This window comes from Vibrio sp. Vb0888, assembly GCF_033338835.1.
Lineage (GTDB): Bacteria > Pseudomonadota > Gammaproteobacteria > Enterobacterales > Vibrionaceae > Vibrio > Vibrio alginolyticus.
Map to the genome: position 1 here is coordinate 39,089 of NZ_JAWOTL010000020.1, position 18,702 is coordinate 57,790.

The following is an 18,702-nucleotide window of genomic DNA, read 5'->3' on the forward strand; positions in this document are numbered from 1 at the left end:
CTTTATTTTTTCCGCCAGCGATTTCGTCTTCCCAATTTAACTTGGGATTCTGATTGAGAATTCGGCAACGCTTGGGGACGAGGAAGAAACTGCTGCTCCGCAGAAAAGTAACGCCCTTGCCCACCATAAACCCCGAGCTCAATTAATGTGTTGAGCTCGTTCTGATTCTCAATTCCCACTGCTATAATTTTAGTTTTACTGTTTGCCGCCGCACCTAGCATACTGCGGACAAATAGCTGGTTTTCATGTCGTTGGTCGATTTTTGCTACTAAACTGCGATGAAGTTTAAGGTAACGAATGTCCACTTCTTTTAAATAGTGAGTGCTAACGATGGTACGCCCAGCCTGCCCAACCATTAAGTGGCACCCTAAACCGGCCAGCATTTTAGCGACTGGTCGCATAAAGTCTAAGTGCCTTACAAATTGTGCTTCAACAAACTCAAAACTGAGACACTTTCTCTGCTCACGTGACAACTGTAAGAGTTCATCACGAAACCATTTAAAGTACTCTCGGTTAGAAAATGGCGTTACATTCAAATTGAGCGCATACGATCTTGAGTTATCAAAATTATCCTTAAACTCTCTTAAGAATTTATTAATAACCGACTTATCCATTTGCGCTTCATAACCAACCTGTCTGATCGCAGAAATGAACCGAGACGCTTTAACAATCCCATTCTCAGGATCGCGAATCCGACATGTTAACTCTTCATATAATGATTTTTTATGCGTCGCGTCACTTATTGGGTGCACAGATTGTGCGTAGAGTATCACACTTTCAGGTGTAAGTGCTGTGTCAAATAACGTTCTCCACCTCACACTTCCGCGAGCTTCTTCATCGTGGTTCCATTTTTTGAAGCGACTCCAATTATTGTTATTTTGTAGTTGCGCACTACGCAAAGCAGTCTCGGCTTCATCAATGATTTGGCTGTGTCGCTCACCTTCTTTATAAGTGGTGATGCCAATATGGCACCAGTTGTCTGGATCAAGTGGCTCTGGCGGCATTAACTTTTCTAACTGGCGAATGCATTGCGAGGCGAGGTTAGCCACATCTTTCGCACTTTGGTGCGGTAGAAAAAGCGCAAAATCAGCATCGTAATAACGGGAAAATACAACATCTGGGTATCGTTGAACTAAATTGGACAATAAACTCCCAACTTCAACAATAAACTCATCCGTAATTTGCTTATCTTGCTCTTCTTCAACCAGTTTCCAGTCTTGAATACGCACTAGCAACACGGCGCCGCGAGCCCCACTTTCTAGTAACGCCGATTCCAACTTGCTATCAAATAACACTCGGTTAGCGGTACCGGTTAGCTTATCAAGGAAGGTTTGAGTTCGAATAAAGGTATCAAATCGGCTTCGCTCTTGACGCGCATCTTGTAACTCTTCGATTAATACATCGAGCGCTTCACTGGCGGTGTAAGGCCATTCTTTTTTGTCACCTTTGGCATACTGCTCTACCCTACCAGCCAGGATCATTCTGCCTCGCTCTTCGAGCATTTCGGAGCCTTCTAATTGTTCCTTAAGCCATGCCACGCCGCGCATTAAGCAGAAGATGATCAATATAACGGCAAGCGTGATCGACCAAAGCGCCTGCATTGAGTAGCTGTAACCTAAGTAAGGGGGAATTGCTTTAAAGTGAATCGTGTAATCTTGATTGTGAGTCAGCTGGTACTCAGCCTCAAACAAGACTGACGCTTCCATTTGATGAGAAGTATCTTTGAAGCGATAAACAACGGCGTTGTTGGTCGACAACGTCATTTCGACAATATTGGAAGCCTGCAGCATCTTCGGCATCCAGCGCTGCATAGAATAAGCGGCGTCAGGATCTTCCATCTCCTTGTCGACCACCTCTACGATCCCTTCTAAATAATGGGTGAGATATTCCTGCCCAAGACGTTTAAAAGAGAGGGTGCCACCGACAAACAAGATAAACATGGCGCAGATAACGATCATGGTGACAAAGGCCACCAGCCGTGTGCTTAACTTAAGAGTTGGGGTATACCTCATGAATACCAAATTCCTTTTTTATTCATCATATACCTTATTGAAATATTTATACTTGATAAGAGTTCATCAAACAATCGGATTAGTCTGATAGTGAGAGGCTGGAGCATAAAGAAAATCACACTCATTGATAAGTTTTATTGTTACGCCTAACCTTGCCAAGATAAGCCTGTGAGATCATCAGATTGCGACAATAAAAAAGGCCGCGATATTCGCGGCCTTTTCGATTCAAGCATAAGCAGAATTTAGAACGGGATATCGTCGTCAAAATCCATTGGTGGCTCATTGTACTGCTGCTGTGATTGCTGCGGAGCCTGTTGTTGTGGTTGCTGTTGCTGAGGCGCATTGTACTGCTGCTGAGCTGGCTGTTGAGGCTGACCCCATCCACCTTGCTGCTGCTGTTGACCGCCCATAGGTGCGCCGCCACCTTGAGCACGACCGCCAAGCATTTGCATCACACCATTGAAGCCTTGAACAACGACTTCAGTTGAGTAGCGATCTTGACCACTTTGATCTTGCCATTTGCGAGTTTGCAGTTGCCCTTCAATGTAAACTTGAGAGCCTTTACGCAAATACTCACCTGCTACTTCCGCAAGTTTGCCGAACAACACAACACGGTGCCATTCCGTTTTTTCGCGCTGTTCGCCAGTCGCTTTATCACGCCATGAATCAGAAGTCGCAATAGTAATGTTTGCTACTGCACCGCCATTCGGCATGTAACGAATTTCAGGGTCGTTACCTAGATTCCCCACCAAAATAACTTTGTTAATTCCACGGCTGGCCATGATGTGCTCCGTTTCACTCTGGATATATAAAATTTTAGCGCATTAGAATAGCACGCTTTAATGTTTTGATTAAAGTCTAATACCATTGTGATCTATTGAGTCATCCTCTAGAACCCAAATCGTATTTCAACTTACGTGTGTAGCATTTTTGATTCGCGTTGCAGACATCGTTTCGTGAAGCTTTGAATTCGAACGCATTTATTCAGTAAAGCGATGGTTATGGCCTCTCTTTAATGCCAGTTTATGGCTTCTATTGAACCCAGGGAGATTGGAACACGTGAGAAAGTCGGCTTACGCAAGAAAGCTATTTCTGATCAGTATGGAAGATAATGCGCAAAAAAAAGTGGCGGCACTCGAAAAGTACGTTGATATGAGCATCCCGGTGATTTCAACCGCAGCACTCATGGAAGCCAAGCCACAACACCGTAATAAAATTCTACTGATCGACTTCAGTGAACATAAATCACTTGTTCAATCGATCAAAAATTTGCCTCTTGTATGGAAAAACTTTGAAACCGTTGTCTTCAACGTGCCTAAAAGACTAACCACAGATGAACTTCTTTCATTTGGTCAATTAAAAGGTGTGTTTTATTCTGAAGATACGCTAGAGCAAATTGGAGAAGGGTTAAAAGGCATTGTTAACGGTCAAAACTGGCTGCCGCGTAATGTAACCAGTCAACTTTTACACTATTACCGCAATGTCATTAATACTCATACTGCACCAGCTACGGTAGACCTAACCATTCGTGAGCTACAAGTACTGCGTTGCCTACAAGCTGGCGCCTCGAACAGTCAGATGGCCGAAGAGTTATTCGTCAGTGAATTCACCATCAAATCGCACTTGTATCAGATATTCAAAAAGCTATCCGTAAAGAACCGAGTACAGGCAATCGCCTGGGCAGACCAAAACTTAATGTCGTGATGCAATGTTAGCGGCTCTGATAACTGAAATGACGAGTCGCTCATCTTTTTTCCGCACCGAGTCTCACATTTTTTCCTACTTTATTCATGATTCATTGATACCTCTCGTGTTAAAGTTATGCGCAGATTCTTGATAAAAACGAGATAGGATATTCCCCCAATGATAAAAAAATGTCTGTTCCCTGCTGCAGGCTATGGCACACGCTTCCTACCGGCAACGAAATCTATGCCAAAAGAGATGATGCCAGTCGTGAACAAACCGCTTATTGAATACGGTGTCGAAGAAGCAATCCAAGCTGGTATGAACGGCATGTGTATTGTGACAGGTCGTGGCAAGCACTCGATCATGGACCACTTTGATAAGAACTACGAACTGGAACATCAGATTAGCGGTACCAACAAAGAAGAGCTGTTGGTAGATATCCGTGAAATCATTGAATCTGCAAACTTCACTTATATACGTCAACGCGAAATGAAAGGCTTGGGCCACGCGATTCTAACTGGACGAGAATTGGTAGGCGATGAGCCATTTGCTGTTGTTCTTGCTGATGACCTTTGTGTGAACGAGCAAGAGGGCGTACTGGCTCAGATGGTGGCACTATTTAAGCAGTTCCGCTGTTCTATCGTTGCAGTGCAAGAAGTACCAGCCGAAGAAACACACAAATACGGCGTTATCTCTGGTGAAATGATCAAAGACGACATCTACCGCGTAGACGACATGGTAGAAAAACCAGAGAAAGGCACGGCGCCTAGCAACCTTGCTATCATTGGCCGCTACATCCTGACTCCCGATATTTTTGAACTGATCGAAAACACCGAACCTGGTAAAGGTGGTGAAATTCAAATCACTGACGCGCTGCTGAAGCAAGCAAAAGCGGGCTGTGTGTTGGCTTACAAATTCAAGGGTAAACGCTTTGACTGTGGTAGCGTTGAAGGTTACATCGAAGCAACTAACTATTGTTTTGAAAACCTGTATCTAAAAGATGAAAAAACCTCTGAGCTAGGTAAGCACGCAACACAAAAAGCAGTATAAAGCATCGTCTTAGTACGAAATTACTGTATCGAAAGCCCAGCACAACGCTGGGCTTTTTACTTTACTGTTTTTTTATCCAGTAATTTTCTTTGCACATTTCTCACACTATGTAATACTTGCCCCACTTGGTTATACATAGAGCAAAAACGATGGATAAAATAGAAGTTCGCGGTGCCCGAACCCATAACCTTAAAGACATTAATCTTACAATCCCTCGCGATAAACTGATTGTCATTACTGGACTAAGTGGCTCCGGTAAATCCTCTCTCGCTTTCGATACATTGTATGCAGAAGGCCAACGACGCTACGTAGAGTCTCTCTCTGCCTACGCTCGTCAGTTTTTGTCTCTGATGGAAAAACCCGATGTCGACCACATTGAAGGGTTATCACCTGCGATTTCTATTGAACAGAAATCTACTTCTCATAACCCGCGTTCAACCGTCGGTACAATTACCGAAGTCTACGACTACTTACGTCTATTGTATGCTCGTGTGGGCGAACCCCGCTGTCCAACGCATCATGCCCCTCTTGCCGCGCAAACCATCAGCCAAATGGTGGACAAAGTCCTAGAGATGCCGGAAGGCAGCAAAATGATGCTATTGGCGCCTATTGTCAAAGAACGTAAAGGTGAGCATGTTAAAACGCTTGAGAACTTAGCGGCTCAAGGCTTTATTCGTGCGCGTATTGATGGAGAAACTTGCGATCTTTCCGATCCTCCAACCCTTGAACTACATAAAAAGCACACCATTGAAGTTGTGGTAGACCGCTTTAAAGTTCGTCCAGACTTACAACAGCGCTTGGCCGAATCTTTCGAGACAACACTCGAATTATCAGGCGGAATTGCGGTTGTCGCGCCAATGGATGGCGACGGTGAAGAGATTATTTTCTCCGCCAACTTCGCTTGTCCACAATGTGGTTACAGCATGCAAGAGTTAGAGCCGCGACTTTTCTCATTCAACAACCCTGCTGGTGCATGTGGCACTTGTGATGGTTTGGGTGTTCAACAATACTTCGATCCAAGTCGAGTCATTCAAGATGATTCATTAAGCTTGGCACAAGGTGCGATTCGCGGTTGGGATCAAAAGAACTACTACTACTTCCAAATGCTCACCTCATTGGCCGATCATTATGGTTTTGACCTCCATGCCCCTTTTAATTCTCTGCCAAAGAAAACGCAAGATGTCATTCTAAAGGGCTCAGGTCGTACTGAGATTGAGTTTAAATACATCAACGATCGTGGCGATATTCGCGTTAAGCGTCATCCATTCGAAGGTATTCTGAATACCCTAGAACGTCGCTATCGTGATACAGAATCCAACTCTGTCCGTGAAGAGCTTGCGAAATACATCTCCACTAAATCTTGTTCAAGCTGTGGCGGTACTCGTCTACGCCTTGAAGCACGTAACGTGTTTATTGCTGATACGACACTACCTGAGATTGTTGAACTCAGCATTGCTGATGCATTGGAATTCTTCCATTCCTTGAAACTGGAAGGTCAACGCGCCCAAATCGCTGAAAAAGTGATGAAGGAAATCAACGACCGCCTGCAATTCTTAGTTAATGTCGGTTTGAACTACCTAAACTTATCACGCAGTGCGGAAACCTTATCAGGCGGTGAAGCTCAACGTATTCGTTTAGCAAGCCAAATTGGTGCAGGTCTTGTTGGTGTGATGTATGTTCTGGATGAACCGTCGATTGGCCTCCACCAGCGTGATAATGAACGACTCCTAAAAACACTGACTCATTTGCGCGATTTAGGTAATACCGTACTTGTGGTAGAACACGATGAAGATGCGATTCGCTGTGCAGATCATGTCATAGATATTGGTCCTGGTGCTGGCGTACATGGTGGTAATGTTGTTGCGGAAGGCACCATGGAAGAGATAGTCGCGAATCCGAATTCTCTGACAGGTCAGTACTTAAGTGGTGTTAAAGAAATCGCAGTACCGAAAGATCGCACGCCGCGAGATCCGAAAAAAACGGTTGAGCTATTAGGCGCAACAGGTAATAACCTTAAAAACGTTAACCTTTCAATTCCTGTTGGGTTATTCAGCTGTATTACAGGAGTATCTGGCTCAGGTAAATCAACGCTGATTAATGATACTTTCTTTAAAATTGCGCATACCCAACTTAACGGAGCGACAACGGCTCAGCCTTCACCTTATAAATCGATTAAAGGTCTAGAGCACTTCGATAAAGTCATCGATATCGATCAAAGCCCAATTGGCCGTACACCTCGCTCTAACCCTGCAACCTATACGGGGATCTTTACACCAATCCGTGAACTGTTTGCAGGCACACAGGAGTCGCGTTCTCGCGGTTACAAACCGGGCCGTTTTAGTTTTAACGTACGCGGTGGTCGTTGTGAGGCCTGTCAGGGTGACGGTGTTATCAAAGTAGAAATGCACTTCCTACCAGATGTTTATGTGCCATGTGATGTGTGTAAAGGTAAACGCTACAACCGTGAAACGCTCGAAGTACGTTACAAAGGTAAAACTATTGATGAAGTGCTAGAAATGACGGTCGAAGATGCACGCACCTTCTTCGATCCAGTTCCTGCCATCGCTCGCAAACTACAAACACTGATGGATGTGGGTTTGTCGTACATACGATTGGGTCAAGCGGCAACAACACTCTCCGGTGGTGAAGCACAGCGTGTGAAACTGGCGCGAGAGCTATCCAAACGTGATACAGGAAAAACCTTGTACATTTTGGATGAACCAACAACCGGCCTTCACTTCCATGATATCCAGCAGTTGCTCACTGTACTGCACAGACTTCGCGACCACGGAAATACTGTCGTGGTGATCGAGCATAACCTGGACGTCATTAAGACTGCGGACTGGATTATCGATCTTGGTCCTGAAGGGGGTCAGGGTGGCGGCGAGATAATCGCTCAAGGCACTCCGGAAGATGTGTCGCAAATCGAGGGTTCGCACACAGCTCACTTCCTCAAGCCTATGTTGAAGTAGAAAAAACAGGTAAAGTATCGAGACCAGCAAGTGCTGGTCTTTTTTCATTCAAAACAACGCAATAACTATGGCTACTATACATGTAAGTGGAACAAAGCTTTCTCCCGAAAAAGTACAGGTTCCCCTCAATCGCAAGTTTCTCATTGCCTTGGCAACACTATTTGTGTTGGCAATGCACTTTTTCATGCCCAACCCCGGCGGTTCGGGGCTTTCGCTTTCGTTCAATGCGACAACTTGGATTGCTTTTAGCTTTGCATTAGGCATTGGGTGTTACCAACTTGCGAATAATCGAGTACTACGTTACTCAAAACTAACCATCGGCTTGTTCATTAGTACTCTTATCATGACGGTGCCCATTCTGTACCCAAATGCGAATAGCAGTTTGGCAGCCAATAAGCTCATTGGCCTGTGGTGTGGTGTCCTGTTCTTTATTGTCTTACAACAATTTCATTTCAGTAATAAACATCGCCAACGCCTATTATGGTTCATTGTCCTTGCGGTTGTTATCGAAGCCATTTTTGGTTTGACACAATATCTGTATCTCAAACCAGGCAATCCGTTTGGTTACGACACGGTGGCCAATCGTCCTTATGGTATTTTCCAACAGCCCAATGTAATGGCCAGCTTTCTTGCGACAGGGTTGGTGATTGCCAGCTATTTACTTGCACGTCAGCCCTACAAATACGATCGTAAGTTAAGCGATGTTTACCTTCTCTATGCCGTACCAGTTTTAACTTTACCACTAATTGTGGCGTTGGCTTCACGCACTGGTTGGTTAGCCTCGGTCATCGCCGTGTTGTTGGTCATTCCATACATGTACCGCTTTGCAACCAAAGGGCGCTTTATCCGCTGGGTTGTGTCACTTGTAAGTGGGCTCTTACTCTCAGTCGTTGTCATGCATCTTGCCTTTCCTGATGGAGGTGGGTTAGCCGCAGAAAAAGTAAATATGGAGTCTCCTCGAGCGTATACTTTTCCACAAACATTAGACATGGTGATTGAAAAGCCTTTTACTGGTTATGGATATGGCAAGTTTGAATCTGAGTACATGCTGTATACGGCTCGTCAACATGCCCTAAATGAGAATTACCCAGCTGGTTTGCCAGCCATGGATCATCCGCATAATGAGCTACTTTACTGGGGAGTAGAAGGTGGCTTGCTGCCAATACTCGGCATCTTCTTAGCGATGGCACTGGTACTGTATCGAATCTATCAAGCCAAACGCGGAACTCGTCTTGCGTTGCTGGCCTTGTTTATACCTATCGTATTGCACTCGCAACTGGAATACCCTTTCTACCACTCTCTCGTGCATTGGTTGATCTTCGTTATCCTACTGTACTGGGTCGATCAGCGCGTCTCTCGTTATCGACAAGTCGGCTTTAGTAATGTAACCAAAAGCTTGCTGCGTGTTTTTAGTTTGGTACTTCCCGTTGCGTTTACGTTTTACATGGTAAGCGCATTACATACGAACTATGTATTGACGAAGTTTGAGACCACTAGACCAACTAACCCTGATATTCTGAATCAAGTCAGTAACCCTGTAGTTTGGAAAGACAGATTTGATTGGGATGTCTATAGCACGTTTTTAAACCTTGGGCTGTACCAACAAGACGCAACCTTGATCAAGCCTTATATCGATTGGTCGCTAAAAATCATCAAAGATAAGCCTCGCCCTGCATTTTATAATAATTTGATTTTGGCCTACCAAGGCTTAGATGACTCAAGTAAAGCGGAGCAAATTAGAGCTGAAGCGCAGTTTTTGTTCCCGAAGATTGATTTCAGTGACGTCAATTACCAACCACCTTCTCAAGCAATCTCTGCCTCACCAGCCCCCACTTCAGGAGCTGAGTAATAAATACCAAAAAGCGAAGGGATGACCTTCGCTTTTCTTTATCTCATTACTGTATGATTTTATTCAGTGAGTGACTCTTCTAACGCTTTTAAGCACAGCGCAACGTTTTCAGATCGAGCGCCGTAACCCATTAAGCCAATACGCCACGCTTTACCAGCTAATGCCCCAAGGCCTGCACCAATTTCTAGGTTATAGGTTTCTAGCAAGTGAGCACGAACTTTTGCTTCATCAATTCCTTCAGGCACGTAAATCGCATTTAATTGTGGCAACCGATGGGCTTCGTCCACAACAAATTCAAAGCCTAACTTTTGTAAGCCATTTTTGAGTTTTTCATGCATCAGTTGGTGACGAGCCCAAGCGTTTTCTAATCCTTCATTTTTCAGTATCAATAAAGCTTCATGAAGCGCATACAAGCTATTAACTGGCGCCGTATGATGGTAACTACGCTTGCCTTCTCCACTCCAATACCCCAAAACTAAACTCTGATCGAGGAACCAACTCTGTACTGGTGTTGTTCTTGCTTGAATCTTTTCAATCGCGGCAGTAGAAAACGTCACTGGTGAGAGCCCTGGTACACATGACAAACATTTTTGACTGCCAGAGTAAACCGCATCCAGTTGCCATTCATCCACTTTTAACGGCACACCACCAAGCGATGTCACCGCATCAACAATAGATAATGCATTATGCTGTTTCGCCAGCTTACCCAATGCTTGAGCATCACTGACTGCACCAGTTGAGGTTTCCGCATGCACAAAAGCAAGAATTTTTGTATCTGGGTGCTGTTCGAGTGCTTGCTCGACTTTATCAATGGAAACAGGCGTCCCCCATTCATCATCGACGATAACAACTTCGCCACCAGCACGGACGACATTTTCGCGCATGCGTTCACCAAATACACCGTTACGGCAGACGATCACTTTGTCGCCTTTCTCGATCAAGTTTACAAAGCAGGTTTCCATCCCTGCGCTACCAGGCGCTGAAACCGCAATAGTGAACTCATTGTCAGTTTGAAAGGCATACTTCAATAGCTGCTTGAGCTCATCCATCATACCGATAAACAGAGGATCAAGGTGACCTACCGTAGGACGGCTTAGTGCTTGTAACACTTGAGGATAAATATCAGAAGGACCAGGTCCCATTAAAATACGGTGAGGCGGAATAAAGCTTTGGATCGACATGTCAGCTCCTTGATTATCTTTTATCCTGAGCATTCTAAAAGTTCTATTCAATAACATGGCTCAGGTGTAGGGTTCTTCACCCTAATAGATTTTTCCTCTATCAGCAATTAGCCGTAAGTATGGAGGTCAAACCAGTGTCACAAAATCGTTAATAAAAAACACCATAAAGGTTGAAATATTGATTGACATTAAGGCCTCAAAACCGTTCAATGTTTGAGCTTTATGTAGAAGAGGAGCGCTACCCAGGTAGATGATTTGTGGAACCGCAATTCCAACACCAATCATTGAGGGGGAGTAGTGCCGAGGTAAGTCAAAGTTGCAGGATTTGACTTGTCGGTTGAATTGGGCTGAATCCCATCAACTGTCATCAGCGCAGTCTGATGAAGGGCTTCTGAGGGTAAATTTTTCAAATAGCATTCTAAATACCTCTCTTTTTGCTCTGTTCCTTTTCTCACTAAACATTGGATGTACAATTTTTTAGGAAGTCGTGGGAGAACGCAGTGAGCGCATTTAACGTAGCTAAATTCGGTGGAACCAGTGTTGCCAACTTTGAGGCAATGAGTCGTTGCGCCACCATTATCGAAAACAATCCAAATACTCGCCTGGTCGTGAGCAGCGCTTGCTCTGGCGTCACCAACCTATTGGTAGAACTCGCCAACGGTGTTCAGGATCAAACGCACCGTACTGAGCTGCTGCAAAATCTGGCCAACATTCATGACGCCATTTTAACTCAGCTCGAAGACAGCACGAAAACTGCTGCCGAGGTGTATGGCATATTAGATACCGTAACCAGCCTGGCCGAGGCTGCATCTATCCAAGCTAGTGCGAAGTTAACCGATCATTTAGTCGCATGTGGTGAACTCATGTCGACGCACATTCTAACTCAGTTAATGTGTGAGCGAGGCATTCAAGCAGTGCGCTTTGATATCCGCGATGTGCTGCGTACTGATGACAACTTTGGTCGCGCGGAGCCAAACATTGAAGCAATTTCGACGCTTACGCAAGATAAACTCGTACCACTTTGCCAACAATCCGTTGTTGTTACTCAAGGCTTCATAGGATCTGACGAAGCCGGTAATACAACAACACTAGGTCGAGGAGGCAGCGATTACAGCGCCGCCTTAATTGCTGAGAGCGTCAAAGCGGCAGGGTTAGAAATCTGGACTGATGTTCCGGGCATCTACACAACAGACCCGCGAATTGCGCCAAAAGCCTCACCAATTCCCGAGATCAGCTTTAGCGAAGCTTCAGAAATGGCTAACTTTGGCGCTAAAATCCTTCACCCTTCTACGCTAGTACCCGCATTGCGCCACGACATTCCGGTATTTGTAGGGTCATCGAAAGAGCCAGAAAAAGGGGGAACTTGGATTCGCCACCAAGTCGAAAGCTCACCGTTATTCCGTGCGCTAGCTTTGCGTTGTAACCAAACCATGGTAACGCTACGCAGCGCCAATATGTTCCACGCATACGGCTTCTTAGCAAAGGTCTTTGAGATCCTTGCAAAGCATAAGATATCTGTCGATTTGATCACAACATCTGAAATCAGTGTATCGTTAACACTTGATCAAACCGATACATCCGGCGGCGCGCCGCAGCTGCCGCAAGCTGTACGAGAAGAGTTAGAAGAGTTATGTAAGGTAGAAGTTGAACATGACCTATGCCTCGTTGCCCTAATTGGTAACAACATGAGTGAGAGTAAAGGCTACGCGAAACAGGTTTTTGGCACGCTAGAAGATTTTAACCTACGCATGATTTGTTATGGCGCTAGCCCTCACAACTTATGCTTCTTGCTCCATGAATCGGTATCGAAACAAGCCATACAAAAACTCCACACTGAGTTGTTTGAGAAGTAAGTTCAACTCAATAAAACAAAGGGCTGCGTATCTGCAGCCCTTTGTCGTTTCATTAGTTGTTACATTTGGACGAGGTAAACATCAATTTAACCGTTAATGTTTGGCCCTAACCATTTTTCAGCCTCGATCCTATCCCACCCCTTACGATCGGCGTAACTCTCTAACTGATCTTCTTGGATCTGTGCGATCGCAAAGTAACGTGAGTCAGGATGAGAGAAATACCAACCAGAGACTGACGCGCCCGGATACATTGCATAGCTGGAGGTTAGCGTCATGCCAATATTCTCTTCCACATTAAGTAGCTCCCAAAGCGGTCCTTTTTCAGTATGCTCAGGGCACGCTGGATAACCTGGTGCAGGGCGAATACCTTGGTATTTTTCACGAATGAGATCATCGTTAGATAAATCTTCATCCGCAGCATAACCCCAAATTTCTTTACGGACACGCTCATGCAAATACTCAGCAAACGCTTCGGCTAGGCGATCCGCCACCGCTTGAATCATAATTGCGTTGTAATCATCTCCCTGTGCTTTGTATTCATCAGCAAGCTCTCGTTCACCAATACCACCAGTGACAGCAAATGCCCCTATCCAATCATGTTTACCCGACTCTTTAGGTGCGATGTAGTCGGATAAACAATAGTTGAATCCTTTTGGTTTCTCGGTCTGTTGTCGCAAGTTACGTAATACTTTCAAAACGTCGGTACGAGTTTCATCAGCATAAACTTCAATGTCGTCCCCCACGCTCGCAGCAGGGAATAAGCCACACATTCCACGCGCTTTTAACAGGCCTTCTCGCTCAACTCGATCAAGTATCTCGTTGGCATCTTCGAATAAACGTTTTGCTTCTTCACCAACTTCTTCATGTTGGAAAATTGTTGGATACTTACCTACAAGTGACCAAGTCATAAAGAATGGTGTCCAATCGATGTATTGACGTAACATAGCCACATCAAAATCATCGAAGATATGAATGCCAGGCTTAACAGGCACTGGAGGAGTATAAGCTTCCCAATCGATCGCAACTTTATTCGCTCGAGCCGCTTCTAATGTCACTGGTTTGGTTCTCGGTTTCTTTCGATTATGTTGATCACGTACTCGTTCGTAATCAGCTTCAAGTTTTTCAACAAATTCAGGGCGACGTTCATCTGACAATAGAGAAGTACATACGCCCACTGCACGTGAGGCGTTGTTCACGTAAACCACTGGATGCTTGTAATTTTGCTCAATCTTAACTGCTGTATGGGCTTTTGACGTTGTTGCGCCACCGATGAGAAGAGGTAAGTTAAAGTCGAGACGCTCCATCTCTTTTGCAACATGCACCATTTCGTCTAATGAAGGCGTGATCAACCCTGATAAACCAATAATATCGACGTTTTCTTCTTGCGCTACTTTTAAGATCTTTTCGCAAGGAACCATGACACCAAGATCGATAATTTCATAATTATTGCACTGCAATACAACGCCAACGATATTTTTCCCGATATCATGTACATCACCTTTGACCGTCGCTAGCAAAATCTTACCGTTTGTTTGTCCCACCTGCTTTTCTGCATTGATGTAGGGCTCCAGATGCGCGACTGCTTGCTTCATCACTCGTGCAGATTTTACGACCTGAGGAAGGAACATTTTACCTTCACCAAACAAGTCTCCAACGACGTTCATCCCATCCATTAGTGGGCCTTCAATCACCTCTAATGGCTTTGAAGCGTTGACACGAGCCTCTTCGGTATCATCAACGATGAACTCAGTTATTCCTTTCACTAACGCGTGCTCTAAACGCTTTTCAACAGGCCAAGTTCTCCACTCAAGTGCAGAGGCATCCTCCTCTTTACCTACCCCTTTGCCTGCATATTCCGCCGCGATATCTAACAATCTCTCAGTGGCGTCATCACGACGGTTAAGAACGACATCTTCCACAGCCTCACGCAATTTTTCAGGCACGTTATCGTAGATTTCTAACTGACCCGCATTCACAATCCCCATATCCATACCATTTTTAAAACAGTGGTAGAGGAACACCGCGTGAATCGCTTCACGTACATAGTTATTGCCACGGAAAGAGAATGAGACGTTAGAAACACCACCAGATATCATCGCATGTGGTAAATCACGTTTGATATCGCCAACGGCTTCAATGAAATCCACCGCGTAGTTATTATGCTCCTCGATCCCCGTAGCAATGGCAAAAATGTTTGGGTCAAAAATGATGTCTTCTGGTGGAAAGCCCACTTCATCAACAAGAATTCGGTAAGCGTTGGTACAAATTTCTACTTTGCGCTCACGTGTATCTGCTTGCCCAATCTCATCAAACGCCATCACAATCACAGCCGCACCGTAACGGCGGATCAACTTAGCTTGTTCAACGAATTTCTCTTTGCCTTCTTTGAGAGAGATCGAGTTAACAATGCCTTTGCCTTGGATGCACTTAAGACCGGCTTCAATAACCTCCCACTTGGAAGAGTCAACCATGATTGGTACTTTTGAGATTTCAGGTTCTGACGCACAAAGGTTTAAAAAGCGAACCATACAAGCTTGTGCATCCAACATGCCTTCATCCATGTTGATATCGATAATTTGAGCGCCATTTTCAACTTGTTGACGAGCCACATCGAGCGCTTCATCGTACAGCTCTTCTTTAATTAAGCGCTTAAAACGCGCAGAACCGGTTACATTCGTACGCTCACCGACATTGATAAATAAAGAGTCTTTATCAATAGCGAGTGGCTCTAGGCCAGACAAGCGACAAGCAACGGGAAGTTCAGGTAATTGACGAGGGGCGATATTTTCAACCGCGAGTGCCATTTGGCGAATGTGCTCAGGAGTTGTACCACAACACCCACCAATCAAGTTTAAAAAGCCACTTTGAGCCCACTCTTTAACATGCTTAGCCATATCTTCTGGCGACAAATCGTATTCGCCGAATGCATTCGGAAGCCCAGCATTTGGGTGAGCGGAAACAAAAGATTCTGATATACGAGAGAGCTCTTCAACATAAGGACGCAGCTCATCTGGACCAAGTGCACAGTTCAAACCAAACGAAATCGGTTTAACATGACGTAATGAGTTGTAAAACGCTTCTGTGGTTTGACCGGATAATGTCCGACCGGAAGCATCAGTAATAGTCCCCGAGATCATCACAGGTAACTCAATACTCATCTCTTCAAACACACTTTCAACAGCAAATGAACAAGCCTTAGCGTTAAGCGTATCGAAGATGGTCTCGATAAGAATAAGGTCTGAACCACCTTTAATAAGCGCTCGAGTCGATTCAGAGTAAGCCTCAACTAACTCGTCGAAAGAAACATTTCGATATCCGGGGTCATTTACATCAGGAGAAATAGAACAAGTTCGGTTTGTCGGCCCTAAAACCCCTGCGACATAACGTGGTTTATCGGGTGTTTTTGCGGTCCATTCGTCTGCAACTTCACGTGCAAGCTTGGCAGCTGCAAAGTTAATTTCTTCACTTAGGCTTTCCATCTCGTAGTCAGCCATCGCAATGGTTGTTGCGTTAAAAGTGTTGGTCTCAAGAATATCTGCACCCGCTTCTAAATATGCAGCGTGAATTTCCTTGATAAGTTGAGGCTGACTTAGAACCAACAGGTCGTTGTTACCTTTTAGATCACAATGCCAATCCGCAAAGCGCGTTCCTCGATAGTCTTGCTCTTCAAGTTTGTACCCTTGAATCATGGTTCCCATACCACCATCAATCAAAAGAATACGTTGCTTCAATTGAGCTTCAATCTGTTGTCTTACGTTACTTCCCACAGTACAGCCTCATTCCTTTAGTTATCTTTCCATCCTATCACACAAACTTCAGGAGTCTAGACGTCTAAACGTGGAATTAATGATTATTTTATCTCCTTCTTAACTTACAAAATAATCACGAAAAAATGTTTGCTATTTAAGCAGCATCAGCCGAGAATTCCATTCATAAAATGTTACAAATAGAGAGCTCTATGTCGGTCTATCATACTTTATGTTTTCTATCCGCAGCTGCGATGCTAATTGCTTTTGTAAACAGCAAGATAGGAAAGATGCAAACCACCATTGCGATTACCGCAGGTTCAATGGTGCTTTCACTTCTAATCTTAATTGCGGGTCAAAACAACTGGTTCCATCTCACCGAAATTGCGACGGAGACGGTCACAAGGATTAACTTCGAAGATTTCTTGCTCAAAGGCATTCTTGGCTTCTTACTATTTGCTGGTGGACTAGGCATCAAACTCCCGAACCTTAAAGATCAAAAGTGGGAGATCACTGTTTTAGCTCTTGGAGCCACACTGTTTTCCACGTTCTTTATTGGATTTGCGCTGTATGGGTTTTGTCAGTTAATTGGCATCCAATTTGATTTGGTCTACTGCTTACTATTTGGTGCTCTAATATCGCCAACTGACCCAATCGCTGTATTGGCTATTGTTAAAAAACTCGATGCTCCCAAACGTATCTCCACTCAGATTGAAGGAGAATCGCTCTTCAATGATGGCTTCGGTTTGGTTATCTTCGTCACTCTATTTACGATTGCGTTTGGCACTGAGGCACCAACTGTAGGTAGTGTCACCTTACTCTTCATCCAAGAAGCTATCGGTGGTATCACATATGGTTTAGTCCTCGGTTTGCTATTCCACTACTTGATCAGTGCCACCGATGATCACTCAATGGAATTGTTACTTACCATTGGTGTCCCAACGGCAGGTTACGCATTTGCTGAATACATCCATGTATCAGGCCCACTCGCAATGGTTGTATCCGGTATTATGATTGGCAACTGGACACGCTTTATTGGCTTTTCAAAAGAGAGTGAAGATCACCTTGACCATTTTTGGGAGCTTGTTGATGAATTCTTGAATGGCGTGTTATTCCTACTGATCGGTATGTCGATGCTGCTATTTGAATTCCACAAAGAAGACTGGATCATGATGGCTATTTCAGTCCCTCTTGTACTAGCAGCTCGCTATCTAAGTGTATTTCTTTCTTACATAGGCTTTAAACGTTACAGAAAATATAATCCATGGTCAGTGCGTATTTTGACGTGGGGCGGTTTACGCGGGGGCCTTGCATTGGCAATGGCACTTTCCATTCCATCTGGTATTTGGGTGATTCAAGATAAGTTAATCGATGTAAAAGAGATTATTCTTGTGATGACCTACTCCGTCGTTGTTTTCTCTATCCTCATTCAAGGCTCAACAATCACCCCAATGATTGAAAAAGCAAAAGCTGAAGAGAAGAAGATGGAAGAGGACAACCAAGCAATAACCACTCCAGAGCATACGGAGCCAGTGGACTCTTAAAGACACGTAACTTAATAAATAAAAAGCAGCTACCTAGCTGCTTTTTTCATAACTAATTTTCAGACTTCCCTTCAAGAACGAAGGCTCCTTATTCTTTGATATACCATCAAATATACGAAGAATCGCTACGCTACATTTTCATAGATACTAACTATTGCCGATAGATAGTATTCATAGACGAGTCTTTTAATTTACCCATTTTCATCTGTATCACTTCTCTTCCCTTGGCAATATAGGCTCCTCGCAAACATCAAAGCTAAACTTCCACAATACTTAGCAATGAGCGAGTTTGTATTTTTATGAGAAAGAGACATTTAGGGTGATTGCGTTCAGAACCCAAACGGGTTAGAAACCTCACCGAGATAAAACTGAGCTGGCACCCAGGTAGCAAAGCCTTAACGGAAGTTTAAATCCCTCCCTCTTGAACTCAGTGAGACTAAACTTGTATTCAAAGTCCTCCTGTTTTCAAATTAGAAACAAGCGACACTTCAAACAATTAAACTCTGTCACATAACTAGATTTTCTAATATCGAATAAAAGGAGCTTTGGTTAGAGCTTGGTATCGGAATAAGACTAAGGCACAGAGTTACGTGCTAGCTCGTTCACAACGGTATTAAAACCATGTGAAGAGGGTAGTGTAACTCCAGATGCAAGGTTTCAATATGAAAGTGGATTTAAGGTAAGTCGGGGAACTAAAACGAAAAAGCCTCAGTCTTTCGACTGAGGCTTAATCTTAATATAAGTGGCGGAGTGGACGGGACTCGAACCCGCGACCCCCGGCGTGACAGGCCGGTATTCTAACCAACTGA

General features: G+C 44.3%; 10 protein-coding genes and 1 riboswitch. Of the genes, 6 read left to right on the forward strand and 4 right to left on the reverse strand.

All coding sequences use genetic code 11. The features are described 5' to 3' along the window. Positions 1-2: 2 nt before the first annotated feature. Both csrD and R7P72_RS20325 read right to left on the reverse strand, forming a co-directional pair. Positions 3-2,012 (reverse strand): RNase E specificity factor CsrD, encoded by a 2,010-nt coding sequence (csrD, locus tag R7P72_RS20320; protein WP_005381201.1) that lies wholly within the window; start codon positions 2,010-2,012, stop codon positions 3-5. Positions 2,013-2,254: 242 nt separating this feature from the next. Then, positions 2,255-2,794, reverse strand: coding sequence for a single-stranded DNA-binding protein (locus R7P72_RS20325; RefSeq protein ID WP_005381235.1), 540 nt, complete (start codon positions 2,792-2,794; stop codon positions 2,255-2,257). Positions 2,795-3,071: 277 nt separating this feature from the next. On the opposite strand from R7P72_RS20325, the gene R7P72_RS20330 reads away from it, so the two are divergent. The 4 genes from R7P72_RS20330 to R7P72_RS20345 all read left to right on the forward strand — a co-directional run bounded on the left by R7P72_RS20330 (position 3,072) and on the right by R7P72_RS20345 (position 9,569). Next, positions 3,072-3,716, forward strand: coding sequence for a LuxR C-terminal-related transcriptional regulator (locus R7P72_RS20330; RefSeq protein WP_005381237.1), 645 nt, complete (start codon positions 3,072-3,074; stop codon positions 3,714-3,716). A 159-nt stretch (positions 3,717-3,875) separates the two neighbouring features. Beyond that, a complete protein-coding gene (gene galU, locus R7P72_RS20335) occupies positions 3,876-4,748 on the forward strand; it encodes a UTP--glucose-1-phosphate uridylyltransferase GalU (RefSeq protein WP_005381239.1) in 873 nt (290 codons plus the stop codon). 149 nt (positions 4,749-4,897) lie between these two features. After that, positions 4,898-7,720, forward strand: a complete 2,823-nt coding sequence (uvrA, locus tag R7P72_RS20340; RefSeq protein ID WP_005381241.1) for an excinuclease ABC subunit UvrA — start codon at positions 4,898-4,900, stop codon at positions 7,718-7,720. A gap of 67 nt (positions 7,721-7,787) precedes the next feature. Further along, on the forward strand, positions 7,788-9,569 hold the full coding sequence (locus R7P72_RS20345) for a PglL family O-oligosaccharyltransferase (RefSeq protein WP_031779063.1): 1,782 nt from the start codon (positions 7,788-7,790) through the stop codon (positions 9,567-9,569). Positions 9,570-9,628: 59 nt separating this feature from the next. Here R7P72_RS20345 and R7P72_RS20350 read toward each other — a convergent pair whose 3' ends face one another. After that, positions 9,629-10,750, reverse strand: a complete 1,122-nt coding sequence (locus tag R7P72_RS20350; protein WP_005381245.1) for a pyridoxal-phosphate-dependent aminotransferase family protein — start codon at positions 10,748-10,750, stop codon at positions 9,629-9,631. 220 nt (positions 10,751-10,970) lie between these two features. Further along, positions 10,971-11,149, forward strand: a riboswitch (Lysine riboswitch). 101 nt (positions 11,150-11,250) lie between these two features. On the opposite strand from R7P72_RS20350, the gene lysC reads away from it, so the two are divergent. Beyond that, entirely contained in the window at positions 11,251-12,603 is a 1,353-nt protein-coding gene (gene lysC, locus R7P72_RS20355) for a lysine-sensitive aspartokinase 3 (protein ID WP_005381251.1), read from the forward strand. Between the two features lie 86 nt (positions 12,604-12,689). Here the strand turns inward: lysC and metH are convergent, their stop codons facing one another. Next, positions 12,690-16,370: a methionine synthase gene (gene metH / locus R7P72_RS20360; protein ID WP_005381253.1), complete on the reverse strand. Its 3,681-nt coding sequence runs from the start codon at positions 16,368-16,370 to the stop codon at positions 12,690-12,692. A 191-nt stretch (positions 16,371-16,561) separates the two neighbouring features. On the opposite strand from metH, the gene R7P72_RS20365 reads away from it, so the two are divergent. Further along, a complete protein-coding gene (locus R7P72_RS20365) occupies positions 16,562-17,893 on the forward strand; it encodes a cation:proton antiporter (RefSeq protein WP_031779064.1) in 1,332 nt (443 codons plus the stop codon). The last annotated feature ends 809 nt before the right edge of the window (positions 17,894-18,702 follow it).